Raw genomic sequence first — 24,420 nt, forward strand, 5'->3', positions numbered from 1 at the left:
GGCTGAGAGAGTGGGCCGTTAGCTCAGTTGGTAGAGCAACTGACTTTTAATCAGTGGGTCGCAGGTTCGAATCCTGCACGGCTCACCACTTCTCATAAATTTTCCTTTCCCTGCTTGGGTTTGGTGTCGGACTTGGCGAACCGCTTTGGAAGGTTCGCCAAATTGCGCTCGCCATTGGGGCGAGCGATTAGTTTCTCAATCGCGGAATCGGCCATGCCTTCGCGGCCTGCGGCCTCGGTGTAGCGCTGGACGAGGGCCAGTGTTTTGTGCCCTGTGACTGCGCCTATCTCGTGCGCGGTGGCCCCTGCCTCGGCCAAGCGACGGGCGCAGGCTTTACGGAGGCCGTGAGAGGAGCACTGGGGCAGCTTGGCTTCTTCGGTCCAACGCTGCATGAGATTGCCCAGCCCTCCAGCGGATCGCATCGCGCCTTTCTGAGTGGCCAGGAAAGGGCGGTCCTTGGGCAGCTTGTCCAACACTTCGGCCAAGTCCGGGTGGATCGGCACGGAAACCAGCACCCCGCCAGACCGCTGCGTCTTCTGCCGTCGATACTCGATCTTGCCATTGCGGACATTCTTCGGCCCCAGCTTCACCGCATCGACCCGCGCCGCGCCGGTGTAGAGCATCAGCGTCACCGCTGTATGCGCCAGCGTGCCGGGCTTGTGGGTCTTGAAAAACTGGGCCAACTCGTCCTCGTCCCAAGTGTGGAAGCCGTCGCCGCCTACGCGAAAGGGTTTCGTCGCGCGCGCCGGATTATCACCGCGCCAATCCAGCGTGATCGCGAAATCCATCAACTGGATCAAGCGCTTGCGCAGATTGTTCGCGGCTGTCGGTGTCTCGGCCTTCGCCGCCAGGATCGTCTGCACATGCCGCCGCTGCATCAACCGCACCGGCTTATCGCCATGCTCCTCACGGAACTTCTCGACAATCCCGCGATAGACCTTCTGCGTACTGAGCGAGAGGCCGAGGAACTCGGGTGAGCGATACCAGAGCGCGATAAGCTGGCTGACACTGTAGGGCTTGGTCCGATCCGCCCCGATCAGCCCGCGCGTCTTGTGGCCGTTGACCGCGGCCTCGTAACGACGGACGAAATCATCGGACCCGTATTCGCTCCCCAGTTCCGCTGAAAACCCACTCTCCCGAAACCGCCACCGCCGCTTCCCGTGCCGGTCGAAATAGGCTGTCGCGCCGGGAAACTGCTTACGGCGTTTCACGAGCGATCCCAGGGATTGTTGACTTCGTCCGTCTGCCTCTCGGTGCTGTAGATCACAACCTTACCATCTCGGCTGATTTCTGACCGCACGACAGGGATGCCCGCATCCCGGTACGCCTTGAGGTATCGTGTTAATTCGCTCTGAGTGAGGGGCGCGCGGGGCATCGCCATTGTGTGTCCCTCTCCGTTAGTGGCTATGGTGCTGCGGTTCGCCCAAAGGCAAGCGCGGCTGGTCGCCTTCGGGGCATTTCACCTTGGTTGCGTTCTTCTGAAACCGTTCCCAGCCGCCCATAGTCAGAAGTTTGGTTTTTGCGGAAATCTCGACGAACTCCAGCCGCCCATCGTTCATCAACGCGCGAACTTGCGGGGCGCTCAAGCCGACAAGATCACCCAGCTCTTTCGGTGAAAGTAGTTTTTCCTGTGCCAAAACCTTCTCCTTTTCATAAGATAGCGCGAATCGGGTTGAGCGTGCTCATGAGCCATGCTCAGATACTGAAACACAACAAATTACGCTCATTTGTGCGTATAGCACTCAAATGAGCACAATCGCAAGTGGATTGCCGTCGAAAATGGCTGATCGTCCGTATGACTACCTGAGCGCTCTTGGCGCGCGCATCGCGATTGCGCGCAATGAACTTGGTATGTCGCAGGCAAAAATGGCCGAAGCGCTGGGAATATCGCTGCGTGCTTACCAAAGCTACGAATTGGGCAAGCGCTCGATTCCGGTCGAAGCATTGGTCGAGTTGCACCGTCAATTTCAGGTGGACCTGAACTGGATCCTCTTAGGAGTGGAAGCAGTTCGGCTGGAGCATGATCTGACTGCGTTAGAAGACTTCGAGGTCGCGCTGGACAAATATCTGTTCGACAGCGGGACCAAGCTGAAAAGCGAAAAGCGCGGAGCGATTGCCGCGCGCTGGTACCGATCCTTCTTAGAGGGAAAGGAAATAGCCATGGACGATGTCCACACTTGGATTGAACTTTTGAGAGAATAGGGAAGCTAAATGGAAATTTCAGCTCCAAGTCGTAGCTGGCGAGTCGTTAGGCAAGTCACGATCGAAACGCTAGGGCGTCGCATCAATAGAATTGCTATGCCTTTTTTTGATCTATGGGCAATATCAAGTGTCTGGTACTTGGCTTCCTCACTCTACATTGGCATGGTGGGTTTAAATGGGAATCTGGTCGTTCAGGCTTTCTGGGTTATATCCGCAATTCTGGTAATTGTGTTTGCTCCTGTCGGTGTGTTGGCAATAGTCATTCAACGGCTCTTTGCGAAGATCAATCAGACTGATTCAGGGCTAACTAGCCCAGAAAGTCGAGGGTAACATGGCTAACCAGAAACCAAATCCTCCTAGGAAATTGACGTACGAGAGAATCCAAGTGGAGGTTAACAAGCTCGAACTCGACCTAGAGAACCCACGCTTTGGGCTAAGGCACGTCGATGAACCCGATCAGGCGCTTTCAATGCTTGTAGAGAGAGCCAATCTTAAAGAACTTTGGGATTCCATTAGCTCGCAAGGATGGCTTGAACTGGAGCCGATGGTCTGCATCGCCTCAGATCGTAGCGGATATTATACAGTTATCGAGGGAAATCGCAGGCTGGCCGCCATCTTGACCCTCTTAGATCCCAACCGATTGGAAAGCCGTTTCCGTTCGCGCGTCCCAGAAGTTGACAATAATATCCGGGATGATCTCAAAAAAATTGAAATCGTTGTTGTCAAGGATAGGCGTGACGCTGATGCATTTATTGGTTTCAAGCATGTAAACGGACCAACTAGTTGGGGCTCCCTCCCAAAGGCCAAATTCGCTGCCGACATGTTCAATAGGTTGCGCAATCAAGGAGACGATGCCGAAGGCGCATTAAAATCGGTAACCGATGCCTTGGGCGACACAACCACCTCAATGCTGCGTATGCTTGTCGGTTTCGAAGTATTGGAACAAGCACTAAATGAGGGCATTATTGAGGCGGAACAGGTAGAGGGAAAATCGTTCGATTTCTCGCACCTTTATACTATGATGCCTAATCCCGCGACCAGGGAATACCTTGGGTGGGGGGCGTCCCCACTACGCGCGGCGAGCATACGTCCAAATCCTGTTGATCAGCGGCACATCTCTCAATTGAGTAATCTAATGGGGTGGCTCTTTGGCACAAAGGATGTTGAACGGGTTATAAAATCACAAGGGACTGATCGCCCTAAGCTTCAAAAGGTGCTGGCTCATAGCGCTGCTACGGAAACACTCGTTTCAACTGGCAGCCTAGAACACGCCTCTGCGAAGGCCGGTCTCGATGTTGATGCTTGGCGAGATCGCCTCATTAAGGCGGAAACGCACGCAAAAATGCTCCTAAGCGATTTGTCAGATATTCAAGGGCGACTTGAACAAAGTCAAATCGATGATTCCATGGATCGAGCAAGTAGCCTTAAAGGCACCTACAACACAATTTTGGTAGCATTGAAGACGTTCAATGAAGATTGAATTTTCGCCGGTTACTAGTTACTCGCAGTTTCGAGCTGCTGCCTTGGTGCTAGAAATTTCTGCCGTTTTAAACGGTGTTGGGCTAATTGATGATGTCCAACCGGACCTTGAACTTCTACTCGGAGAGCTTCGAGAAAACCCTGACGACTTTGACTTGGAAGCAGAAAAGGAGTTTCTGGAAGAGGAGGGGTTCGCAGGGGAAAACCTTGCCAAGGAGAAGTTATCGGTCGCCGTTGCAGAAGTCCTGGATCAGAGGAAAAAAAATTTTGACGCGGCCTATCCATTTATTATCGACTATGCTGATGGCCCTGTCGTGCGCCTACTGCCATTGGAAAAAATTACTACTGAGGGCGTTGCGGTAATCGCCATGTCGCTGTTTACCGTCTTGGAAGATAAAAATTTGGCACAAATATCGAAGGAGGACAGATTGCGTTTCTCCAAACTGTTCGAGCCCATTTTCGAGATAGTATGCACTTTAGCGCTTTCGGCCGATAATGAAGGTGTTGTGTGGTGGAATGGTCGTTCACGCAGCAAAAAGACTTTTCTCAGGCAGTTGAATAAAATTAGAGATTTTGTTGGTTCTGGCCTCGTCAAAACCGCAGATCAATTAGAAGAGAACCAAGCTAATGTAAATGATGGTGGGGTAGACGCTTTTGGAGTCTCGACCGTTGCAGGAGTAGTTGGACCTGATTGTACCTGCTCTCTCTTGGGCGCGACGCTCCAGAGGGCCGCTCGGCGCAATAAAATTGTGGGCCATGATCAACGCACTAGACTAATTCGCTTTTTTGTTAATCCACCTAATCTAACTTTTTCAGGCATCTTAGCCATTCCCTTCGAGCGTCATGAAGCCGAAGCCCAAGATTGCAGAGATGCAAACTGTCGATATATGCCGATAGAAGCAATTTATCGAAACTTGGCAGTTATGGCTTCAAGGCAAACCACGCCCGTCGGTGAGCCATTCTTAACCGCAATCAAGCGCCAACTAGCCTCGAAAAGCCGTAGGCTTTCTAAAGAACTCGCGATTACCGTTAATGGAGTAGAGCGTAAACTTCCATGGCCGTAAAACTCATGCGGCTTCGACCATTAATTCAGCCTCTTTTCGTGTTCGTCTGAGGCTATAGTTCACATGAAGCTTGCGCATTTTACACTCTCGATACAGCTCTCGCACCAGAGGGTGGTCGTCATAGGTAAGGACCCAGTTCTTACATTGTCCACTCTTTAGATACTCGGCAAGGGCGCGGTGTTTTGGCTCGTTCATGGCGTTGAGATATAGGCGCCCTCCAGCCTTAACGTATGGTGGGTCAACCAAATATAGCGTAGAAGCCGAGCTTAACTCGGCGGACTTTCGTTTAAGAAAGTCGATACCTTCCTCATTGGATAGTTCGACTTTTTTGGCATTTTCCCCGATCCATGTAAGTCGCTTTCGGATCGTTTCCTTGTAATAGCGAGCGTCGATTTTCCACTTTCCGCTTTGGGAGTGACCGCCAATCGGGCCAGATCCCAAAACGATTCCAGCTCGGCTCGTCCTGTTGATAAAAAATGTCGCAAACCCTAACTCGAAAGAATACTCAGGCAAAGGCGACGCAATGATTTCACGACATTCACGCCATGTTTCCATAGTTACAGGGCGATCATCTAATTCTCTGATAAACCTTTTGTTTTCTTTAAGAATTGCACGCCAAGCGCTGTAAACACGAATGTCTCCATCGTTGATGTGAACTTTGGAAACAGCATCTTGCGCGAGTAGTCCAAGTGCTGCTCCCGCACCACCACAATAGGGTTCCAGATAGTGAGTTTCTGTGTCGTTGGGAAGACGCTCCGCAACGGACGCCAAGTACCCTGTGAGGAAGCTCTTGCCGCCAGGGTACCGAAACGGAGACAGGTACTCTACCGTCCGCATCTTTGGGAAATCTCCCAAATCTATACTTTGCAGGTCGCGGTCCAACTCTTTATAATCTCTCGCTTTTTTCCCTTTTGGATCGGGTTCTCGAAGCTTATAACACGCGTGAACAAAAATGTTAGGGCCCTCTGTGCTTCATCTTGTAACATTTCGTTTCGCTAGCCTCGCTCCAAAGGTCATCCATAACCAACATTGCACTCGTTGCAGCCTCATAAGCATACACCGTGATGCTGCGCTTTCGTCTTTTTTTACCACAACTTTCGATCTTGAGGTCTCAAGTTTGCTTCCTGACACCTCAAGATCGAAAGTTGACATGTATTTGAAATTTAAAAATAAATTACACGCCCTATAGCATTTCTCCTCCCGCCCGATAGAATCGGGGCAACGAAAAGGAGGGTAAAATGCTCTTTATTGAAAAGCAGCTTTCAGCAATCACGATGGCGGTAATTCTGATTGCCATCCCAGCGACAACCATCGCCGCAGAGAATTCCTGGCATTGCGATGGCGCGACAAACATCGACGATGACGAAATCAAGGCACGTGCACCAAATCGCGCAATGGTGCGCGTGCTTCAGGAATACCGTGATCGGTGGGACGCCAAACACATGCGCGCGCAATGTGAAGCCTTCGAAAAGGGAGAACCCTACGAAATCTCCTGCCTGAACGGACGGCGGAACTGGGACGAGATCGAAGCGATGGTGCCGGAAGAGGTCTGGGAACTGCCACGCAGCGCGGTTCGTCCGATTTATTTGGCCCTGCAAGAAGAAGATAGCGGAGCCAGTGCCGCGCTAGCCTACTGCCGCGATGTCGGCGCTATCGAGTAAGGGGGCAAGAGCATGGCGACGCACATTGCGGATACAATGAAGCTGATTGACGATGCTGTCGAAGGATATTCAAAAAGCGTTTTCGAAACATTTGGCGAGCCGGTCGCAAGGATGGTGGAGGCCATGGGGATCGTAGGGATCGCGTTCATCGCCGCGAATGCTCTCCTCCAATGGGCGCCGATACGGGTCTCGGAATACATGAAATGGAGCGTGCGCTACATTCTGGTCCTCTCGGTGGCGACCAGTTGGGCATCGTTCCAGCCAATCTACAACATCATAACAGAAACGCCCGGCTCCATCGGCGCAGCTCTATTGGGGGCGACAGAGTCACCAAACCTGAATCAGGCGTTGGATCGCATGATTACAGGGCTGTTCGATTTCTCGGATCGAGCCGCAAAAGAAAGTGGAATGATCGGGATCAGCATTACGTCCGTTCTCGTATGGGTTTTGGGAGCTTTGATGGCTTGCGTGGCGATTATCGTCACCTCCATCGGAAAAATCGGCCTTGCAATGGCGGTTTCTCTTGCCCCGGTTTTCGTTCCGGCGCTGCTGTTCAAGACAACTAACAGCCTGTTCGAAAGCTGGGCGAAATTCACGATAGGCTTTGCCCTGATCCCGCTGGTTTTGGCCGGCATTATGGGGGCGGTCGTTGGCGTCGGGGAGGGAATGATTGATGACGCGGGGAAAGCGACAGAGTTGAGCCAGGCAGCCGGATTCCTGATCGTGGGGCTTGGTGCCGTCATTATGATGGCGAAGGTGCCGGATATGGTGAGTGGCTTGGCCGGGACAATCGTGGCGACGACCAGCGGATTGCAGGAGGCGCGGAGCACCGCAAGCGCGGGCAAAATGGCTGGCTCCCGTGCGATAGACGCGACCAGACCGCGCGTTATGCAGGGCATGTCGGCCGCAGGCGCGGCGCGCGCCGCACAACCAGGCAATCGGGTTGCGGCCGCCCTTCAAGACGCCAAGATGACCTCCGACGCGATGAAAAAGAACCGTGAGACAATCGGCCAGAAACACGCTGAACGCGGCTCGGTGGTCAGCCGTGCAGAACGGCGAGAAGCTGGGCGCGCAGGCATGATCGAGGCCGCCCGCGCCAACAAAGCGGCCCGCACCACTGGTGAGGTTCGTCGACAAGCGGGCGAAGGCGAGGACAGCGCCAAAATCAAGCTCATACGCGCTCAGGTGGCGAGGGCTTCCCAGCGGCGGAAAACATGACAACCGGAGCGCTTTGCCACCTCGGTATACTCTCTAGGGTACCAATTGGTCGGGCCATATACGGGCGCGCATCAGCATGACAGGGCATCCGGCCTGTTTATACAGATGCTGACGACTTCCGCGCGTTCCTTGACACAGTTTAACAGGCAGCTTTGTTCGCAAAGCTGCCTCGCGCTTTCTAGAGATCAGGTGCGGCCTTGAGATCATGCTCGAATTGCTCCGCCACAGCCACAGCCTCCTCCACCAGAGTGTCGAAATTGTCCGGCGGGTTGCCATTATCCAGCATGCCCCGAAAGGTCGCGTAGGCATCCGTCTTGCTCCCATAAGCCCGTAGGGTTTTCTCATCGTTCACCCAAGCCAGAGCCAAGACCTTTGCGTCGCTGTTGAACCGATAGAACAGCCGATACGGCTGGAAAAACTTTGCTCGAAACCAGTGCTTTCGGCCGTCCCCAAGTTACCCACCTTATTGCTCGCATAACTCCAGACATTATATTTATTCTATATATCGACGCACCCCAACCTACTATACGAGAAGATGCATCTAAACACCGCATCTAGGAAATTTGCCGCTTCGCTCTAAATTCAGGCTTTGTCGTAAAGTTTTAACTTGGTTGGGCTGGATCACCTAAGTGCGCCGTCTTTGCCAACTAAAAGGAAAACTCAAATGGGACCTTCTGATTTTGGACTGAGTATTCTAGCAAGCTATCTTGCCAATTTAATTGGGCCTTCTGGCAAGGGAAGCACGAACCCACCGTACAAATCAATCCTTCCTAACAAAACGGGAACCACCCCCCAAGTTCACGGCAAGCCTTCAGCAAAATTTAAGACTTTTGATATACTCTATGACTTTCAAAACTTATTCGAAATGCTTGAAGAGCCGGTGGTTCACATTCTCATCGAAGATGAGCCTTCGACGGCATATCATCTTCCAAGCCTTGTTGTGGAATGTGGAATTAAATCCGAATGGTATGTTTTTTCCCGAGGCAGAATGAGCTTTCAAGGGAGTCATGGGGGCTGGAATAATTCCGTAGGCGTTATCTCTATGCTGAGAAAGCAAAGTACCCCAATAAGCGCTTGGATCATCCCATCACAACTACTTAAGAAGCTTGATGATGGTATTTTAACTTGGCCCGAAGTTAGGACGGGCATCGTCCCACTTCTTGCCGCCCCGGACGGAAATGTGGTGTGGAGAGAAATACAGCAAAAGGTTCGCTCTTTGCTTCAAGAAGATCTCTCTGCCTAAGAGCATTCCAGATTTTCTGGCCTTAAAGGCTCTCTCACCGATCAAAACAAGCAAGACGGTAGAATTACGGACGCAGCTTATCTGCGTCTTATGCAAAGCCTAGCCGAATGCATCGGTCGACATGTTTCAACTAGCATCCATGTTATTGACTTTCTTGGCGTCGATCTCGATCCTCATGTGTCGCTCGGATCGGTGCAGGGGAATTCGCCGTCGCATCCCAATCGTCGCCCACGACAACATCGCCCGCCAAGATATTGAGAGGTGCAGCACGACCACAGGTCAGCATATTCAAGGCAAGGTTGCTCATTGCTTCCGTGCCTTTTCCAGTCTGGCTTCACCGTCGCTACGACGCTCCGCTGTATCTAAGAACTTCCGCATCTGAGCATCTATGCGGGACAACTGTTTCCCAAGATCACGACGCTCTTCCATGAAGGCCCTATAATCTGGGTCATTAGTCCTGTTCGCGGCTCGGGCGATTTGGTTTACGTTCCGAGCTATCCCCGTGATCTGCGCGGTGATGTTCTTCAACTCGGTCAAAGTGTCGGGGTCGGCCTCCACAAATCCCGCGATGCGGCGCGCAGCGATCCTCAACGCGCGGTTTCTTTTCAGACCAAGGCGAGTGATCGCCACGTCAAATTCCGCCAACTCGGCCTCGGTGAGCTTAACGGAAACCGGCTTCTCCACGCGCTGCGGCTTGTCGCTTTGAACATCATTTGTCCAGTTGCCGCCCTTCATGCGGCGTTTTTTCCAAGGCATCTGACTTGTGTCGCTGTTGGTCATCGGAGATGGCTCGTTGGGTTTGATTTTCTCTAAATTCTAAAAAGTTCTACTTTTGAATATATCCTGCCTCGCGAAAAACCCAACCCTTACCTCCCTTCTTTCAGACGCCTCTCAGCTCGGAAACACAAAGGCAACAATGCAGCAAAACCCCAACGCAGCAAAACCCCAACGCAGCAATGCCACAATGCAGCAATGCCACAATGCAGCAAGTTAGCCTTCGCGCCGGACCGGACCTCCCGCATGAGTAGAGAAGCCGCCGTTGGCGGCTGCGGGGGCTGTCTGCCCCCGGCGCGCTGCGCGCGCTCCCCCGAGGATATTTCCAGAAGGTGAGGAACAGGCACAATTTTGCCGACAGCATTTCTTTAGATACAACTCTGGGCTGCAATTTCCTATTCCAGCATGGAACGGAAAATTGAGGTAGGAATGCGACTTAACACGGTTTTCATGGCAGGATTTTCTGCGCTGGCTCTCGCGGCGTGCAATACGGATCTTGATGAGATCAGCGACGAACAGCTCATCGCCCTTCTTGGTGACGGCGGTGATCCCGCGCAGATCACGACGAAGACGCGCGAATGTGCCGAGGTCCTGGGCGGGATCAACGAGGCGGTTTATCAGGACGTGCCCGAAGACATGCTGGGCATGGTGAAAACCGAATGCCGCAAGCAGTTTCAGGGCTGGCTGAACGATTCAGAGCGCAACGGCACGGAGCTGACGTTGGAAGATTTCGAACGTGCGGAGCTGGCCGAACGCATCGTTGCACTGGACGATGCACAAGAAACGGCGCGGGCCGAGCAGCGCGCGGCCGAGGATGCCGCAAAGATCGAGGCCATGAAAGCCGAACTGGCCGAGGCCAGTGCCGCAGGGCAGGAGCTGAAAGCCGGCCTTCAGGAACGCCGCGCGATGATCGTCGAGATGTGCGCTACGCTCTCTGATTTGCGCGAAGACCTCGATGCGAAGAAGGATGCGCAAAGCTCGCTCCAGGATAAGAACGCCATCGCCATGCTGATGATGCAGTACCCGGCGATCTGCCGTGCGGACGAACCGCTCTCAATGCAGTTCAGTCAGATCGAACGCTTCGAGGAGCAGGTTGCGAAATTCGAACTGCCCGAGCCGGGGGATCGTCTGGTTTTTGTTTCCGTGCCCTCGCTGCGCAATGTCAGCCTAGAACAGGTCGACGAGCAGATCGCAAAACTCGACGCGATCACGGCTGATTATCGCAGCGCACTGGCGGAAAACTGACGCCCTGCCGGGTTGCTTTTGGTGGCCCGGCGAGTACCCTAATCGTATCGGAACAGGCGAGATAGCCGGGGCGTAAGTGTCGGCAAGCCTGTTGTGACCTGCATCGAGGAGTGTCTTGAATGAAGTTTGGCAAAGCTCTGGTTCGAAGTGCAAAGGAGGCTTTGGAAATCGCCCAAGGCAAGGCCAAACCGGCGCGAGAATGGGTATTCAAGGCCCATGATGAGGATATTTCTGACTCTCCTCCGGCGCGAGAGGCCCCAAGCAAATAGCGCGACCGTCGAGCGCCGGAGAGGTTCGGGGCATGTTTGTGGACCGCGACGAGGCAGCGGTGCCATGGGGACCGGTTCAACCGACATGGCGTCGATCCTTATTTGCCCATGCCTCCCGGTATATATCGCGCATCACGAGAAGCTGTTGTTGCCATTCTGAGCTTCCGCGCGGAGCGGGAGTCTTTGCAGGCAACCAGAAACCGAGATGCTGACCATGAGGTGATGCAGATAGGTTTCGCTCCAAAGCTCCCATACCAGATTCTTCCAGCCTCTTGTCCCAATCCCTGATGAAACAGATACCTCTCGGCACGAAAACCAGCCGGCGCCCATCTGGGCGTGTTTCGCCGGATTGCCCCTCATCAGGCAAATCCGGCGCAGACGCGACCAGCCGTTCTTTTCTAAGTTCTTGTTCTCTATTCGGGGGGCGATCTTGTCCCCCTTTGCTGGATAAATCTGTCCCGCTTTGCGGACAAGGTTGTCCCCCTTTGGTGCGGCTAAGGGGGACAACCTTGTCCCCTTCTCGGCGCCGATCCGTGGCCCGCTGCATAGCCGCCTGGGTCGGGCGGTAGCGTGATGATTTCCCCTTGTTGGTCCCGCGCTCCACGGTCATGTAGCCTGCCGCCTCGACCTTGTTCAGCGCCCGCTTGACGGATTTGGCATGCTTGCCGATAGCAGCACCGATGGTCTCAAAGGAGGGGTGGCTTTCTCCGGTCTCATGGTCCGCATGGGCCAGCGCAAGGTAGAGCGCCACGCGCAAGGCGTTGTCGTCCAACTCGTGGTCTGTGACCATCTCAAGCAGATATTGCAACTTGATCTTGCAGAAGGGCAAATGCTCAGACATTGGCCCCTCCCGTGATTGCGATCAGGCTCACGATCTGATATTCAGTTCTTGCAAACATTACGATTTGGCCGTTGACGCGGGTGCCAGCCCTGTCAGCGGCCTTTCGATTTTTGGGCCCCCTAAAACGGTTCGCCAGAGGCTTGAAAAGCGCAATCAAATTAAAGGACGGGATTTTACGGTTCGCCAGCGCAAGCCGTTGATTTTCCTCACCCCACACAGTCCTGCACGGCTCACCACTTTCCTCCTAAATATGACACTGAACAGCTTCGCCATGGCGAACCGTTCGTTCGCGTCTTATGATGTGCCTCTAGCTACATTGGAGTGTGTGTCATGTTGATCAGAGAATCGGTTTTCCTTCTTGCCGTGCTTTCGGGTTCTTCCGCGTTTTCCGGAGATATTCCCTTCGGATTTTCGACACAGGTCGCATGCGAAACCGTCGCAGGGCGTGTCGGGTTTGCCGAAGGGGCGGCGATTCTCGATCTGGGCGGAGAAATTTCGCTTTTGCATCAGTCAATCTCGGCCTCTGGGGCGAAATATGAAACCGAGGCGGGCGATCTGGTGTTTTGGATCAAGGGCGATGAGGCCTCTCTGGTCGCTGATGGGGCGCAACAGACGTGTCAGTTGAGTCCGGAGGCTTTCGACTGGACGGCCGGTGGCAATGAGCCGGGCTGGCGGATCGGAGTTGCGGAGGGGCGGCTAGAGGCGCTTCTCGATTATGGTGAAACCAGTTTGGACGTGGACGTGCCTGAGGCCCGGCTTTTCGACGGTGCTTTGTGGTACGAGGGGCTGGAGCTGTCTCTGTTTCTGCGCCCGACCCTGTGCCATGACGACATGACGGGCATGCCCTATCCCGAAAGCGTGACGTTGAAACGCGGCGAGCAGGTGCTGCACGGATGTGGCGGCGCACCTCTCGCGTTTTTGAGCGGATCGGACTGGCGTATCGAGGAGATTGCCGGACAGGGCGTGATTGACGCGAGTGATGTGACGTTGACTGTCTCTCCCGAAGGGCAGGTGTCGGGGCAGGCCGGTTGCAATCGCTATACCGGCGGGGTGGAGTTGACCGGGGAGGGGCTGACATTCGGGCCGCTGGCATCGACGCGGATGATGTGTCCGGAGGCGCTGATGGTGCAGGAAGCCCGCTATTTCGAGGTGTTGTCCGGCGTGGATCGGTTCGATATCGACGAGACCGGGGCGCTGGTCCTCTACAGCCTCGACAAAGCTGTGATCACCGCAGGCCGTTAAACGAAAAACGCCGCTCTTTATGGAGCGGCGTTTCGTGTCTTTTGGGCTGGATCAGAGCCTTATTTTGCCTCGTCGGGCAGGATGCGTACCCCGCCCTTGTCCGCCGACGATGCGAACATGGCATAGGCCTTGAGCGCGGTCGAAACGGCGCGCGGGCGCGGTGCGGCGGGTTTCCACGGCAGCGGGCCTTTCGCTTCGCGGCGTGCGGCCAGCGTGGCATCATCCACTTTCAGATTGATCGTCCGGTTCGGGATGTCGATCTCGACCGTGTCGCCGGTTTCCACCAGCCCGATCAGACCGCCCTCGGCCGCCTCGGGAGAGACGTGACCGATCGACAGGCCGGAGGTGCCGCCGGAGAACCGCCCATCGGTCAGAAGCGCGCATTTCTTGCCCAGACCTTTGGATTTCAGGTACGAGGTCGGGTAGAGCATTTCCTGCATCCCCGGACCGCCCTGCGGGCCTTCGTAGCGGATGATCACAACCTCGCCGGCCTCGACCTTGCGCGTCAGAATGCCTTCAACGGCGTCGTCCTGAGACTCGAACACATGCGCCGGGCCGGAGAATTTCAGGATGCTGTCGTCTACACCGGCGGTTTTCACGATACAGCCGCGCTCGGCGATATTACCGAACAGAACCGCCAGACCGCCGTCTTTCGAGAACGCATGCTCGACGGAGCGGATCACGCCGTTTTCACGGTCGGTGTCGAGTTCCTTATAGCGGTTCTCGGTCGAAAACGCCTGCGTCGTGCGCACACCACCGGGGGCCGCGCGGAAGAAGGTTTCGACTTCGGGGTCATTGGCGATTTTGACATCCCATTTGGAGATCGCCTGCGCCATCGTATCGGAATGCACCGTGCGGACATCGCCATGCAGCAAGCCGCCACGATAGAGCTCGCCCAGAATGCCGAAGATGCCGCCAGCGCGGTGGACGTCTTCCATATGGACGTTGTGAATGTTCGGAGCGACCTTGCAGATGCCCGGCACCTTGCGCGACAGGCGGTCGATGTCCGTCATGGTGAAATCCACCTCGCCCTCATGCGCAATGGCCAAAAGGTGCAGAACCGTGTTGGTCGATCCGCCCATGGCGATGTCGAGGGACATGGCGTTCTCAAACGCTTCGAACGTCGCGATCTCGCGCGGTAGAAGGCCCTTTTCCTCGCCGTCATAGTGACGCTTGGTGATCTCCACGATCTTGCGCCCGGCCTCAAGGAACAGGTTTTTGCGATCCGCATGCGTTGCCAAAGTCGATCCGTTGCCCGGCAGAGCCAGCCCCAGCGCTTCGGCCAGACAGTTCATCGAGTTTGCGGTGAACATCCCGGAACAGGAGCCACAGGTCGGACAGGCGTTCTGTTCGAACGCATCCACCTGTTCGTCGGTATATTGATCGTCGGCGGCCGCAACCATCGCATCCACGAGGTCGACCGCACGTTCCAGATCGCCGATCTGCACCTTGCCCGCTTCCATCGGGCCGCCGGAAACGAAGATCACCGGAATGTTCAGGCGCATCGCGGCCATCATCATACCGGGGGTGATCTTGTCGCAGTTGGAGATACAGACCATGGCATCGGCACAATGCGCGTTGACCATATACTCGACCGAATCCGCGATCACTTCGCGGGAGGGCAGGGAATAGAGCATCCCGTCATGGCCCATAGCGATGCCGTCATCCACCGCGATGGTGTTGAACTCTTTCGCCACACCACCGGCTTTCTCGATCTCGCGTGCCACCATCTGGCCAAGGTCCTTGAGGTGGACGTGACCCGGCACGAATTGCGTAAACGAGTTCACCACGGCGATGATCGGCTTGCCGAAATCGCCATCGGTCATGCCGGTTGCGCGCCAAAGGCCGCGGGCGCCGGCCATGTTGCGACCATGGGTGGAGCGACGGGATCTGTAATGTGGCATCTTCTGTTCTTTCCGCTACAACTGATCGCCCGCAAAACGGGCGTTGACGCTCCTTAAATCTTTCGGAGCGTCATTTCCAGTCACCATGGGGTGTGCGATCTTGAATAAAGTTGCTGAAAACTCTCTCCGGAGAGGTCAGAGCGGCTTCTTCTTGCGCTTGAGCGTGTCGCCATAGGCAAGGGAGGGTTCGAGCGTGACCACCTCGCCGCCGGGTGCATCCGGGGTTTCCACCCGTTTGGCGATGATTTCCGCAGCGGCGCGCCCGATCTCCAGACGGCAGGCGTCCATCGTGGCAAGTTTGCGCGGCAAGCCGTCGAGGAACTCGATGCCGTTGAAGCCGGCCAACCCGATCTGCCCCGGTACGTCGATGCCGTTGTCGAGGCAATACATCAGCCCGCCCGCACCGATCATGTCGTTGGAATAATAGAGGAAATCCAGAGGGTTCTCCTCGTTGCGCTTGAGGATCGCCTCGGTCATCTCGCGCCCTTTCTTAAGAGCGGAACCGCCGGAATAGAATTCGCTGTCGGCGATCTCAAGTTTCGCCTTGGCCAGCACTTCGGTGAAGCCTTCGAAGCGTTTCCGGGCGCGATGGTCGAGCGGCATCTTGGTGCCGAGAAACCCGATGCGTTTGTAGCCCGCGTCGATGATCGCCTGCGCCATTTTGCGACCCGCGCGGCGATGCGAAATGCCAACGGCCGAGTCGATCGGCTCGCCGTCTGTGTCCATGATCTCGACAACCGGAATGCCCGCGGCACCGAGCATCGCCTTGGCGGCTTCGGTATGTTCGAGTCCCGCGATGATTACACCGGAGGGGCGCCAGGAGAGCATCTGGTAAAGCACCGCCTCTTCGCGTTCCGGCTTGTAATTGGTGATGCCGACCACGGGTTGAAGCTCGGTGCTTTCCAGCACTTGGTTGATCCCGGTCATGACCTCCGGGAACACCATGTTGGACATGGAGGGAATGATCACAGCAACGAGGTTGACCCGCGACGAGGCCAGCGCACCCGCGATCTTGTTCGGCACATAGCCAAGCTCGCGCGCGGCTTCGAGCACCTTGGCGCGGGTCGTTTCCGAGACATCGCCGCGATTGCGCAGCACCCGGCTGACCGTCATTTCGGAGACGCCAGAGGCTTCGGAAACGTCGCGCAGCGTCAATGGGCGTTTCGGGGGGGTGTTTCCAGAACCCTGCGACATGACGTGACCCTCCTGAATGTTTTGAATTATTGCCTTAAGTTTACATCATAAAACGGCCTTGTCCACGTGTTGCGCACGGAATATGTTATCGCTAACAATTTGCTGTGCGGATTGTGGTAGAGATGTGGTCCGATCCAGTTCAGTCGTGCAAAATATCTGCATGACGGTACCGCATGAGCGGGACGAGGAACTGGCAGATCGCAAAAGGGGGAGCGGTGGGCCAACTTGCTCCCCCTTCATGTTCCGTTCTTCGTCTCTTGTCTTGAAGTGTCACACCGGGCTAAGAGAGACCGTGTGGTCCCGTGGCTCAACTGGATAGAGCAGCCCCCTCCTAAGGGGCAGGTTGCAGGTTCGAATCCCGCCGGGATCACCATCACTTCCTGTTTCTTGCGCGTTTTCATTTGCGATATATGAGCCCGCCGATAGCCTGCCTTGCTCAGAAGTTTTGGTGAACCTTTCGTCTGTTGCTAGGTGGGGTGCAGCTGCCCTCACTCACATTTTTGGACACCGAGTCTGATGAGTTCGGCGCCGGAGATGTGTGCTGGGCTGTAGGTTTTGTACCTTGCCTTTGTCATGTACCAGTGGCGGATTGCTGGGGGGTAATGAGAGGCGATGAATTTGGACCATTGGTCGAACTCCTCGGGAGTGAGTTTTTGTCCGAACCTGTAGGGGCCGTGGAATCCGAAGCTGGCTTGCGGCGAGACGCAGACGTTGTCGGCGCCGAGGAACATTGTGCAGCTGGACAGGCAGGCGCCGCGGCGGATTTCGATGCGTTGGCCGAGTCTGTTGATTTCTTCGATTTCGTTGTAGCGGGCGCGGACGCTGCCGCCCGGGTCGCCGTTGATGACGATCGTTGCGCCGGGCTGTTGCGATTTTGGCCGGGCGGCCTGTGCGTTTGTGCTCCAGAGGGAGAGGCACAGGGTCAAGGCGAGAAGGGGTGCGACAAGGGCGCACAGGTTTCTGGCGCGCGCCGAGGGCGCACGGACGGTCGGTTCGGAAAACATGAAATCACCCCACGTGACAAGTCGGGGGTGTTCTCACCCCGGAACACCGATCCCCATCGGTTCAGGTGGGATTAGAGCAGAGAAAGCCTAAGGAAGTGTTGATCCGGTGCGCGGCGGACAACGGAAAAGGCACCCGGGGAGGGTGCCTTTTCTATCTTCTCCGAACGCGTCTCGAGCGGCTTAGTTGGTCGAGGTTGTGCTGGTTGTGCTGGTCGAGGAGCTGCCGCCTCCGTTCGCCAGCGCCACCCCCAGAAGACCAATGGTCGGTGCCAGCAGGGGCAGCAAGTTCTGCACATCGCCCGGGGGCGGCAGACGGATCTCATCGCCATTCGGCTCGCCCGTGTCCTGAGCGAAGGCCGCGGGGGCGGAGAGGGCGAGAGCGGACATCAGCAAAACGGCATATTTGGACATGGTGTACTCACTATATTGATGGAATCTGCCCCGGAAACTTCAGGGGCAGTGTTTCAACCTTAACGATAGCATACGCGATTCAGGCTGCGATGGCATCGAAAAACGTGTCGTTTCTGTTTTTTCGCACCGGTTTGCCGGCCTTGCGCAAAAAATAGCGCAGACTGGCTCAGAATTATGCGCGCGCCTTTCCTATTCGAGCGCGGTCAGGCCTCTGTTGATGAGCGCAGGCGTGATCTGGCTGATGGTGCGGTTCCATTTCGTGACGGGTTGTTCGGCGACAAAGATGATGTCGTTGGGACGCAATTCGAACCGTGCGGCCAGGGTCAGAGAGGCGGCGTTCTTCGTGTTCAGCTGCCAGGCGGTGAGGGCATCGAAGGCCATGGGGTCTTCCGAGCCGCGCAGCACGTAGATATGTCGGGGATCTGCGGTTTGAATGGCGAGCCCTCTGCCGCCCTCATAGAGCGCGTCGGCCAGGCTGGCTTGCCGTCCGAGCGGGAGGGTGAAGCGGCCCTGCTGTCTGACTTCGCCGGTCAGATAGACATAGTCCCGTTGGGTGGCATCCAGCGCGACTTGCGCCTGATAATTGGAGCGGGCTTCTTCGAGTTGCCCGCGACGCAGCGAGACTTCGGTCTGCAATTGCGACAGGGCGGAGCTTCGCGCGCCCTGACGATATTCGGCGAGTTGAATCTGTTGCGCGAAATACGCGGAGGCCTGATCCAGCTGATAGGTGTCATCGACAAAGACGCTGTCGCCGGCCAGAAGGGGGATCTTCTGAATGCGGCTGTTGGCGTAGAGCGCTTCGAGCGGCACCTGGTAGATCGTGCCATCGCGGTAAATCCGCACGGAGGTGTAACCGAGGCTTGCGGCGGTGGTGCCGCCGACCTGTGCCAGGGCTTCGTCGAGATAGAGCGGCGTCAGAGTGACGGGGATCACGCCGGGGGCGGAGACCGCGCCGCCGATGGAGACTTTCTTGGAGTTGAACTGGGAGATCTCAAGGCTGAAGGTCGGTTCGATCTGCGCGGCGACGAGACTTTGGAACAGGGTCGCTTCGGCCTCTTCAAGGGTCAGCCCGGCAATGGCCACACGGCCGACATCGGGGATGGCGATGCTGCCGTCATCCTGGACGGTATAGCCCTGGCGGCTGTTCTGGGCGGCCAGCAGGCCGGAGAGTTCCTCGATTGAGGTGCCGGTGGGCGTTGCGAGCAACACCACGTCTCCGATGCCGATTTTATAGGGTTGCGCGGCGGTTGCGGGGGGCAGGCGTGTTTCCAGCGCGCCGGGTCGGGTTTGCGCGGTATACGCCGGTTCGGGCACGTCTCCGGTGCCGCGCAGCCCGCTGCCGGTCCCGGCGGTGGTTTTGAACGCCGCAGGCAGGTCGTGTGGTGTATAGGCGGAGCGATTGGCGATCATCACGGACTGGGGGGTGACATCGACGACACGGACTTTGGCCTCGTTCGTTGTGCCGGAAACCACCCGCTGACTGTGATAGGCGGCGCCGCAGGACGAGAGCGCGAGGGTCGTGATAAAAGCAACTGCAATACGCAACGGGTCAGTCCTTGTTCAAAGTCACGGCGTGAGAGTGTCATAGCGAAAAACGACGGGCGCAGCCATTCGGTTTTCTTTTTTGCGAAGGATGCGCGCGCGAGGCGTCGCACATCCGGGGCGTGTCATGGGGCTTGTCATGGGGGGCACATGTCCTGAGAACTGGTCAGTTTGTGTAATACTTGGCGCCATAAGCCCCGTAGGCCCCATAGGAATCCCCGTAGCCATAGTTTTTCATGCCTTTCGGGTCGATCTGGTTGAGCACCAGCCCGCTGACGCTGACCCCGACGGTCTCGAACATGCGCAGCGCGTTCTGGAGCTGGGTTTTGGTGGTCTTGTCCCAATGGACGGTGAAGAGCAGGGCATCGGCATGTTGCGCGAGAACCCGCGCATCGGGGACCACGAGCACCGGCGGCGTGTCGATAATGACCATGTCATAGGCGTTCCGCGCGGTTTCCAGGAAGGCGGCGAATCGTTCGGAGGACAGGATATCCGCGGCGTTGACCGTGCTGGGTTCGCTGATGAGAATGTCGGCCTTCATCACCGGGTCATGAATGACCGCGTCCTCGAGGGAGATCTCATTGGCGAGCACCGCCATCAGCCCCTTGGCGTCCTTGACGTCGAGGTACTGGCTGAACACCCTGCGCCGGATATCGCCTTCGAGCAGGAGAACCTTTTTGCCGAGCCCGACGAAATTCTGGGCCAGGGCAAAGGAGATCGTGGTTTTCCCTTCGCCGGGCAGGGAGGAGGTCAGCATGATGATCTGCGGTGTCTTGTCCAAACCGGACAACATCACGGATGTGCGCAGGTTGCGGATCGCCTCCGCCTGGGCGGAGGCCGGTTTCTCGGCGAGATATTCCAGCCCTTCGCGGCGGTTGTCCGATGGCAAAAGCGGGATTTGTCCCATCACGGGCAGGCCGGTTTCCGATTCGAGTTCGGAGGCCTGGCGGAACCCGTTCTGCCGCATTTCCCACAGCAGGACAAAGGCACTTCCGGCCATGGCGCCGAGGATCATGGAGATGGCCAGAATAAGCGATTTGCGGGGTTCGGCGGGACCGCCCGGCAGGACGGCATTGGACAGGATGCGGCTGTCCGCCTGTTGAATGCCTTCCTGAGCGGAGGTTTCCTTGAGACGGCTGAGGAAATATTCGTAAAGCAGGCGGCTGGCCTCGGCTTCGCGGGTGAGTTGCTGAAGCTGGATCAACTCGTCGCTTTGTCGCGCAATATCGGCCTCCCGCAGGGCAATGCTGGCTTCGAGGGAGCGAACCTGCGCCTCTGTGCGTTGCATCTGGGTGGTGGCTTGCATGAGAATTTGACCGAAGCGGGCGTCGAAGGCGGCACCCTCGCCGGCTTCATGATAAATCGTCGTCAGGCGCGGGTCGCCCGCCACGTCGACTTTCTGTCCGGCGGGGGCGTTTTCCGCCTCGGTCAGCGCGTCGAGCCGTGCGGTTTCGCTTTGCAGCGCGCTGCGCATGGTCTGAAGCCGCTCGCGCAGCTCCTTGAGCTGACGTTCGAGTGCCTGGACGGTTTCGATGCTGACCACTTCCGAATTGGTCGAGAACTCGGAGACGCGTGCTTCGGCCTGTTCCAGATCCACTTTCAGATCTGCGACCCGGGTGGTGAGCCATTCGGAGGCATCGCGTGTCGCCTCGAATTTCACGTCCATCTGATACAGGATGTATTGTTCGGCGATCGTATCTGCGAGGCGGGTGGATTTTTGCGCGGCCCCGGTCTCGACCGTGACCTGCAGGACATAGGTCTTGGGCAGGTTGCGTACGGAGATGCGATCCAGCAAGGCGTTGATCGCCAGGGTCATTTGTTGCTCTTCGCTCGCAGATGCGGGCTGTGACCGCGTCAGCGCGGTCTTGATCTTTGTCTTCAGACCGGGCGGGCGCAGGGTCGAATTGAACTCGGGGTCTTCGGTCAGGTTCGCGGCGGTGACGACGCGCTCCAGCAAACGGCGGCTTTTGAGGACTTCGACTTCGGTGTTGATGGCTTCCGAATTCGTTCCCAGATTCGGCAGGACCGCGCCGAGATCCACAAGCTGTTCGCCGGAGGCATCCAGCAGGATCACAGAGGTTGCACGGTACTTCGGAGTTGCAAGAGCAAACACATATAAGGCGCCCAGCAGCGCGAAGGCCACGACACTTGCGATGATCCACAGTTTCTTGCGCCACAGGGCGCCGACCATCGCGCCAAGATCGATGACGTCGTCATCGGAGATGTTTGGGGAGGAGGACAACGCTAACTGGTTCCTTTTACATGATACTTTGTAAAATCAATCCGAAAACCGAAGAGAGGGCAACCGTGTTCTCGGCTTTCTGCGCCGGTGTCACGGAATTGTCGCCTGTGGGGCCAGGCGCCTGAGCGCCAATTCGCCGGTCTCCTCGCTGATCCACTGACGCGACTGCACGATGCTCCGGGAGCCCCGTTCCACCCAGAACAGGTTGCGGAACGCCATCTGGCCGTTCCGGCAGGTTTCATAGAACAGGTCTGTGTCAGCCGTGTAACTGTCGCTCAGCTGAACCGGTTCCTGCTTTTGGCGGGTGACCTGACAGCGGAAGGCAAGGGTCTCGGCGGTGCTTCCGGCGGCGAGCAGGGTGACGAAACGCTCGGTGACGGCATTCTGCCCCGAGGTGAGCGCCGACAAGGTTTCGCGCGCATCCGCCGCGAGCTGGTCGTGGCCGAAGCCGCGTGTGGCGATCATCATCCCGTCTTTCATCCCCAGAGACAGCCGATCCGGTGAGATCCAGGTTTCCTCGCCCCGGGCGTTGACGGTCTGACGCAGGAAGACCGTGTAGGCGTTGTCGCCGTTCTGAAGCCCGGCCACATAGCCCGGGGCGCCTGAGTTTTGAGCTGCGAGAAAGTCGGCGCCGGGGTCGTAGCCTTTGGAGCGGTTGAGGAATTGCTGGGCGAGCGCGGATTGGTTCGGGTCCGACGAACAGCCGCTCAGAGCCGCGAACAGGCCGAGGACGAGCGCGATGCGGGTCTTCACGGTCATCTCCAGAACCTCCCCCAACGGTCTTCCAGCTCGTTTGTCTGGCTGCCCCTGACCACCTCGTAAAGCCGGTTTCGGACATCGAGCCGCGCGCCGCCGTCGCGCAGGACCGGGCGGATGGTCGTGCCATAGCCGCCCTGCACGGGCGCGCCGCTCAGCCAGTCGATCGGGACGGTAAAGCGGATGCCCTTGTCGAAGGAGCCTTCGCCGAAATCGTCGAAGGAGACATCCGTGAGGGTAAAGAAGGCGCCGACGCGAAAGCCGTTGTCGAACTCGCGGTCGAGAGAGACGGTTGCGCCATAATCGCCTGCGAGATAGCGCCCGACATCGACCTGACCCAGATAGCCGCGGCCGAGATCGTAATAGACCGAGGCATGGCCGGTCACGATGTCGTAGTCCTGAAATCCGAAGAGCTGGTCGAATTCCCGCTGTTTCGCGTAGTTCACTTCGGCGCCCAGAGCGAGCGGACCGTTGAGCGGTTTCCAGAGCAGTTCCGTCGACAGGCCGCCATACATGGTTTCCAGATAACCCGCGGTCACCCGGCCAAAGAGGTTCCTGCCGGGGCGGAAGAAATATTCCGCCGTGAGATGTTTGATCTCCAGATCGGAGTCTTTGGCATAGTCGACGACATCGGTGCGCACATGGGGCAGGACCGAGCTGGAGGAGCGCGTGCTCTCGTCGAGATTGCCGACGATCGGCTGGCGGATCGCCCCGGAGAAGATCAGCCCGCGCACCGGCGTGAAGGCGGCTTCGGCCTGAAGCCCCAGATCGGCCCGCAGGGGGTTGTCCGGATCGAACAGCGCCGGATCGAAATAGGGGCTCAGGCGCCAGTCGAATTTGGGATAGGTCCCGGCGATCGCCGTCGCCTCGGTGCGGGGCGCGTCCTCGAACCCGGCGCGGACATAGCTGCGCCAGCTGCCGTCGAGATCGTATTCCAGCGCCTCGAGATCGGAGCGGCGCAGCGTGGTGCGCGAGGTGGTCATCCCGTTCGCGGTGCTTTCCACCCGAAAGGTCGTCACCGTCTCGGGCAGATGATTGGCCAGAACCCGGGCCGTGCGGCCCAGAGCCTGGGCCTCCGCCGGATAGCGCCCGTTGGCCATGCGCACCGTGGCGGTTGACCCTTCGACCGTAAGGCCTTCGAGCGCGATGCCCTGATCCCGGAGCGCGGCGGACAGCGGGCTGTTCTTGCTTTCAACGCTGCCGTCGGTCCAGGACAGCGCCGCGGCGGTCTGGCGCGGCACGAGGGCAGGCGGGGCTTCTTCGATGCCGCTGGCATAGGCCGGGTTCTGCGGGTCGATCGGCAGGTTGGCCATGAAACCGATCTCGGAGCCGTGCAGCGCATAGACCGTCAGATCCGCGCCGTTGCCGAAGCCGTAGGACAGCGCGGCATTGAAGGGCGTCCTGTGCTCGAAGCCGGTGCGCGCGACCTCGCGCCCATAGTCGTCGGAGGAATATTCCAGCCGGAAAGACAGCCGGTCGCTGATCTGATAGGCCAGCCCGCCGAACAGCGCCGCATCGCCGCGGAACCATTGGTCCGTTTCCAGACGCCCGACTTCCGTGATGCTCGACGGACCGGCGCCGCGGGTGTCGAACGTGTCCGAAAGCGCGCCGAGCGGGTTGTCGAAGCTGCCATAGCTGCCCAGACGCCCCCAGCCGATCCCGCCGGTGAGCGACAGGCGCTCGTCCATGAAATGCTTGGTGGCCGCGACATATTCCGAGCTATAAATGCCGGTCCCGCCGAAATCCCGCAGGGCCACGACGACGGAGGGGCGCAGGTCGGTCTCCTCGGCGATCAGATACCCCAGATCGAAACTGCGGTCGTAGCGGGTGCCGATCACCGCATCGTAGTCGTCGATGATCGAATAGCGGAACGATCCGAAGATGCGCGGTGTGATCTGAAAGCTCAGATTGTATCTTTGCGTGCCGTCGCGAAAGGCGGTGTTCAGGTGGAGCGTGCCGTCGGGAAACACCTCTCCGGTCGGCATGTCAATGAGGCCGGGCGTGCCGAAGGTGGAGACCGGAAACCTGAGGTCCACATTTTGCGCCAGTGCGGGGGCGGCGGACAGGGCTGCTGACACCCAAAGCCCATGAAAATATTTATGAAACGTCACACCGTACCTCAAGCTTTG

21 protein-coding genes, 2 tRNA genes and 1 pseudogene are annotated in these 24,420 nt (G+C 57.4%); 10 read left to right on the forward strand and 14 right to left on the reverse strand.

The window, feature by feature from the left end; translation table 11 throughout:
• Positions 1–12 precede the first annotated feature (12 nt).
• Positions 13–88: transfer RNA gene (locus tag V1475_RS04820), tRNA-Lys, on the forward strand.
• Between the two features lie 4 nt (positions 89–92).
• On the opposite strand, the gene V1475_RS04825 is transcribed toward V1475_RS04820, so the two are convergent.
• Complete coding sequence (locus tag V1475_RS04825) at positions 93–1,211, reverse strand: tyrosine-type recombinase/integrase (RefSeq protein ID WP_479411840.1); 1,119 nt, start codon at positions 1,209–1,211, stop codon at positions 93–95.
• Between the two features lie 186 nt (positions 1,212–1,397).
• Positions 1,398–1,637 (reverse strand): hypothetical protein, encoded by a 240-nt coding sequence (locus tag V1475_RS04830; RefSeq protein WP_479411841.1) that lies wholly within the window; start codon positions 1,635–1,637, stop codon positions 1,398–1,400.
• 142 nt (positions 1,638–1,779) lie between these two features.
• Here V1475_RS04830 and V1475_RS04835 point away from each other — a divergent pair, with 142 nt between their 5' ends.
• The 3 genes from V1475_RS04835 to V1475_RS04845 all read left to right on the forward strand — a co-directional run bounded on the left by V1475_RS04835 (position 1,780) and on the right by V1475_RS04845 (position 4,745).
• Positions 1,780–2,202: a helix-turn-helix domain-containing protein gene (locus V1475_RS04835; protein WP_479411842.1), complete on the forward strand. Its 423-nt coding sequence runs from the start codon at positions 1,780–1,782 to the stop codon at positions 2,200–2,202.
• 331 nt (positions 2,203–2,533) lie between these two features.
• Positions 2,534–3,682 (forward strand): hypothetical protein, encoded by a 1,149-nt coding sequence (locus V1475_RS04840; RefSeq protein WP_479411843.1) that lies wholly within the window; start codon positions 2,534–2,536, stop codon positions 3,680–3,682.
• Complete coding sequence (locus V1475_RS04845) at positions 3,672–4,745, forward strand: hypothetical protein (RefSeq protein WP_479411844.1); 1,074 nt, start codon at positions 3,672–3,674, stop codon at positions 4,743–4,745. Before V1475_RS04840 ends, V1475_RS04845 begins: the two co-directional genes overlap by 11 nt.
• Positions 4,746–4,748: 3 nt before the next feature.
• Here the strand turns inward: V1475_RS04845 and V1475_RS04850 are convergent, their stop codons facing one another.
• A complete protein-coding gene (locus V1475_RS04850; protein ID WP_479411845.1) occupies positions 4,749–5,627 on the reverse strand; it encodes a DNA adenine methylase in 879 nt (292 codons plus the stop codon).
• A 356-nt stretch (positions 5,628–5,983) separates the two neighbouring features.
• On the opposite strand from V1475_RS04850, the gene V1475_RS04855 reads away from it, so the two are divergent.
• Together V1475_RS04855 and V1475_RS04860 are read left to right on the forward strand one after the other, a co-directional pair.
• On the forward strand, positions 5,984–6,406 hold the full coding sequence (locus tag V1475_RS04855; RefSeq protein WP_479411846.1) for a hypothetical protein: 423 nt from the start codon (positions 5,984–5,986) through the stop codon (positions 6,404–6,406).
• A gap of 12 nt (positions 6,407–6,418) precedes the next feature.
• Complete coding sequence (locus V1475_RS04860; protein WP_479411847.1) at positions 6,419–7,624, forward strand: TrbL/VirB6 family protein; 1,206 nt, start codon at positions 6,419–6,421, stop codon at positions 7,622–7,624.
• 178 nt (positions 7,625–7,802) lie between these two features.
• Here the strand turns inward: V1475_RS04860 and V1475_RS04865 are convergent.
• Positions 7,803–8,078: pseudogene (locus tag V1475_RS04865) on the reverse strand (type II toxin-antitoxin system YhaV family toxin); the annotation flags it as partial.
• 210 nt (positions 8,079–8,288) lie between these two features.
• On the opposite strand from V1475_RS04865, the gene V1475_RS04870 reads away from it, so the two are divergent.
• Complete coding sequence (locus tag V1475_RS04870) at positions 8,289–8,867, forward strand: hypothetical protein (protein WP_479411848.1); 579 nt, start codon at positions 8,289–8,291, stop codon at positions 8,865–8,867.
• 303 nt (positions 8,868–9,170) lie between these two features.
• On the opposite strand, the gene V1475_RS04875 is transcribed toward V1475_RS04870, so the two are convergent.
• On the reverse strand, positions 9,171–9,647 hold the full coding sequence (locus V1475_RS04875) for a DNA mobilization endonuclease VirD1/MobC family subunit (protein ID WP_479411849.1): 477 nt from the start codon (positions 9,645–9,647) through the stop codon (positions 9,171–9,173).
• A gap of 423 nt (positions 9,648–10,070) precedes the next feature.
• Here V1475_RS04875 and V1475_RS04880 point away from each other — a divergent pair, with 423 nt between their 5' ends.
• Positions 10,071–10,886 carry a hypothetical protein gene (locus tag V1475_RS04880; protein ID WP_479411850.1) on the forward strand — a complete coding sequence of 272 codons (816 nt, stop codon included), beginning with the start codon at positions 10,071–10,073 and terminating at the stop codon, positions 10,884–10,886.
• A gap of 345 nt (positions 10,887–11,231) precedes the next feature.
• Here the strand turns inward: V1475_RS04880 and V1475_RS04885 are convergent, their stop codons facing one another.
• Entirely contained in the window at positions 11,232–11,996 is a 765-nt protein-coding gene (locus V1475_RS04885) for a helix-turn-helix domain-containing protein (protein WP_479411851.1), read from the reverse strand.
• 330 nt (positions 11,997–12,326) lie between these two features.
• Here V1475_RS04885 and V1475_RS04890 point away from each other — a divergent pair, with 330 nt between their 5' ends.
• A complete protein-coding gene (locus V1475_RS04890) occupies positions 12,327–13,238 on the forward strand; it encodes an META domain-containing protein (protein ID WP_479411852.1) in 912 nt (303 codons plus the stop codon).
• A gap of 59 nt (positions 13,239–13,297) precedes the next feature.
• On the opposite strand, the gene ilvD is transcribed toward V1475_RS04890, so the two are convergent.
• Both ilvD and V1475_RS04900 read right to left on the reverse strand, forming a co-directional pair.
• Complete coding sequence (gene ilvD / locus V1475_RS04895; RefSeq protein WP_479411853.1) at positions 13,298–15,142, reverse strand: dihydroxy-acid dehydratase; 1,845 nt, start codon at positions 15,140–15,142, stop codon at positions 13,298–13,300.
• 135 nt (positions 15,143–15,277) lie between these two features.
• Positions 15,278–16,336: a LacI family DNA-binding transcriptional regulator gene (locus V1475_RS04900; protein WP_479411854.1), complete on the reverse strand. Its 1,059-nt coding sequence runs from the start codon at positions 16,334–16,336 to the stop codon at positions 15,278–15,280.
• Between the two features lie 296 nt (positions 16,337–16,632).
• On the opposite strand from V1475_RS04900, the gene V1475_RS04905 reads away from it, so the two are divergent.
• Positions 16,633–16,709 (forward strand) — tRNA-Arg (locus tag V1475_RS04905).
• 115 nt (positions 16,710–16,824) lie between these two features.
• Here V1475_RS04905 and V1475_RS04910 read toward each other — a convergent pair.
• The 6 genes from V1475_RS04910 to V1475_RS04935 form a co-directional block, all read right to left on the reverse strand.
• On the reverse strand, positions 16,825–17,340 hold the full coding sequence (locus V1475_RS04910; protein WP_479411855.1) for a hypothetical protein: 516 nt from the start codon (positions 17,338–17,340) through the stop codon (positions 16,825–16,827).
• A gap of 180 nt (positions 17,341–17,520) precedes the next feature.
• Complete coding sequence (locus V1475_RS04915; RefSeq protein WP_434287497.1) at positions 17,521–17,751, reverse strand: hypothetical protein; 231 nt, start codon at positions 17,749–17,751, stop codon at positions 17,521–17,523.
• A 189-nt stretch (positions 17,752–17,940) separates the two neighbouring features.
• Positions 17,941–19,296, reverse strand: coding sequence for a polysaccharide biosynthesis/export family protein (locus tag V1475_RS04920; RefSeq protein ID WP_434287496.1), 1,356 nt, complete (start codon positions 19,294–19,296; stop codon positions 17,941–17,943).
• A 163-nt stretch (positions 19,297–19,459) separates the two neighbouring features.
• Positions 19,460–21,535 (reverse strand): GumC family protein, encoded by a 2,076-nt coding sequence (locus V1475_RS04925; protein WP_479411856.1) that lies wholly within the window; start codon positions 21,533–21,535, stop codon positions 19,460–19,462.
• Positions 21,536–21,625: 90 nt separating this feature from the next.
• On the reverse strand, positions 21,626–22,294 hold the full coding sequence (locus V1475_RS04930; RefSeq protein WP_434287494.1) for a YjbF family lipoprotein: 669 nt from the start codon (positions 22,292–22,294) through the stop codon (positions 21,626–21,628).
• Positions 22,291–24,402: a YjbH domain-containing protein gene (locus V1475_RS04935; RefSeq protein WP_479411857.1), complete on the reverse strand. Its 2,112-nt coding sequence runs from the start codon at positions 24,400–24,402 to the stop codon at positions 22,291–22,293. The genes V1475_RS04930 and V1475_RS04935 overlap by 4 nt, the downstream gene beginning before the upstream one ends.
• Between the last annotated feature and the right edge of the window lie 18 nt (positions 24,403–24,420).

The sequence above is a fragment of the Celeribacter sp. SCSIO 80838 genome (genome assembly GCF_056498065.1).

What these genes read in the sequence shown, in the direction of transcription:
- V1475_RS04880 (WP_479411850.1), top strand. Translation starts at nt 10,071, where the DNA reads ATGCGACTTAACACGGTTTTCATGGCAGGATTTTCTGCGCTGGCTCTC.
- V1475_RS04930 (WP_434287494.1), bottom strand. Translation starts at nt 22,294, where the DNA reads ATGACCGTGAAGACCCGCATCGCGCTCGTCCTCGGCCTGTTCGCGGCT.
- V1475_RS04910 (WP_479411855.1), bottom strand. Translation starts at nt 17,340, where the DNA reads ATGTTTTCCGAACCGACCGTCCGTGCGCCCTCGGCGCGCGCCAGAAAC.
- V1475_RS04845 (WP_479411844.1), top strand. Translation starts at nt 3,672, where the DNA reads ATGAAGATTGAATTTTCGCCGGTTACTAGTTACTCGCAGTTTCGAGCT.
- V1475_RS04860 (WP_479411847.1), top strand. Translation starts at nt 6,419, where the DNA reads ATGGCGACGCACATTGCGGATACAATGAAGCTGATTGACGATGCTGTC.
- V1475_RS04915 (WP_434287497.1), bottom strand. Translation starts at nt 17,751, where the DNA reads ATGTCCAAATATGCCGTTTTGCTGATGTCCGCTCTCGCCCTCTCCGCC.
- V1475_RS04855 (WP_479411846.1), top strand. Translation starts at nt 5,984, where the DNA reads ATGCTCTTTATTGAAAAGCAGCTTTCAGCAATCACGATGGCGGTAATT.
- ilvD (WP_479411853.1), bottom strand. Translation starts at nt 15,142, where the DNA reads ATGCCACATTACAGATCCCGTCGCTCCACCCATGGTCGCAACATGGCC.
- V1475_RS04840 (WP_479411843.1), top strand. Translation starts at nt 2,534, where the DNA reads ATGGCTAACCAGAAACCAAATCCTCCTAGGAAATTGACGTACGAGAGA.
- V1475_RS04890 (WP_479411852.1), top strand. Translation starts at nt 12,327, where the DNA reads ATGTTGATCAGAGAATCGGTTTTCCTTCTTGCCGTGCTTTCGGGTTCT.
- V1475_RS04870 (WP_479411848.1), top strand. Translation starts at nt 8,289, where the DNA reads ATGGGACCTTCTGATTTTGGACTGAGTATTCTAGCAAGCTATCTTGCC.
- V1475_RS04875 (WP_479411849.1), bottom strand. Translation starts at nt 9,647, where the DNA reads ATGACCAACAGCGACACAAGTCAGATGCCTTGGAAAAAACGCCGCATG.
- V1475_RS04900 (WP_479411854.1), bottom strand. Translation starts at nt 16,336, where the DNA reads ATGTCGCAGGGTTCTGGAAACACCCCCCCGAAACGCCCATTGACGCTG.
- V1475_RS04885 (WP_479411851.1), bottom strand. Translation starts at nt 11,996, where the DNA reads ATGTCTGAGCATTTGCCCTTCTGCAAGATCAAGTTGCAATATCTGCTT.
- V1475_RS04835 (WP_479411842.1), top strand. Translation starts at nt 1,780, where the DNA reads ATGGCTGATCGTCCGTATGACTACCTGAGCGCTCTTGGCGCGCGCATC.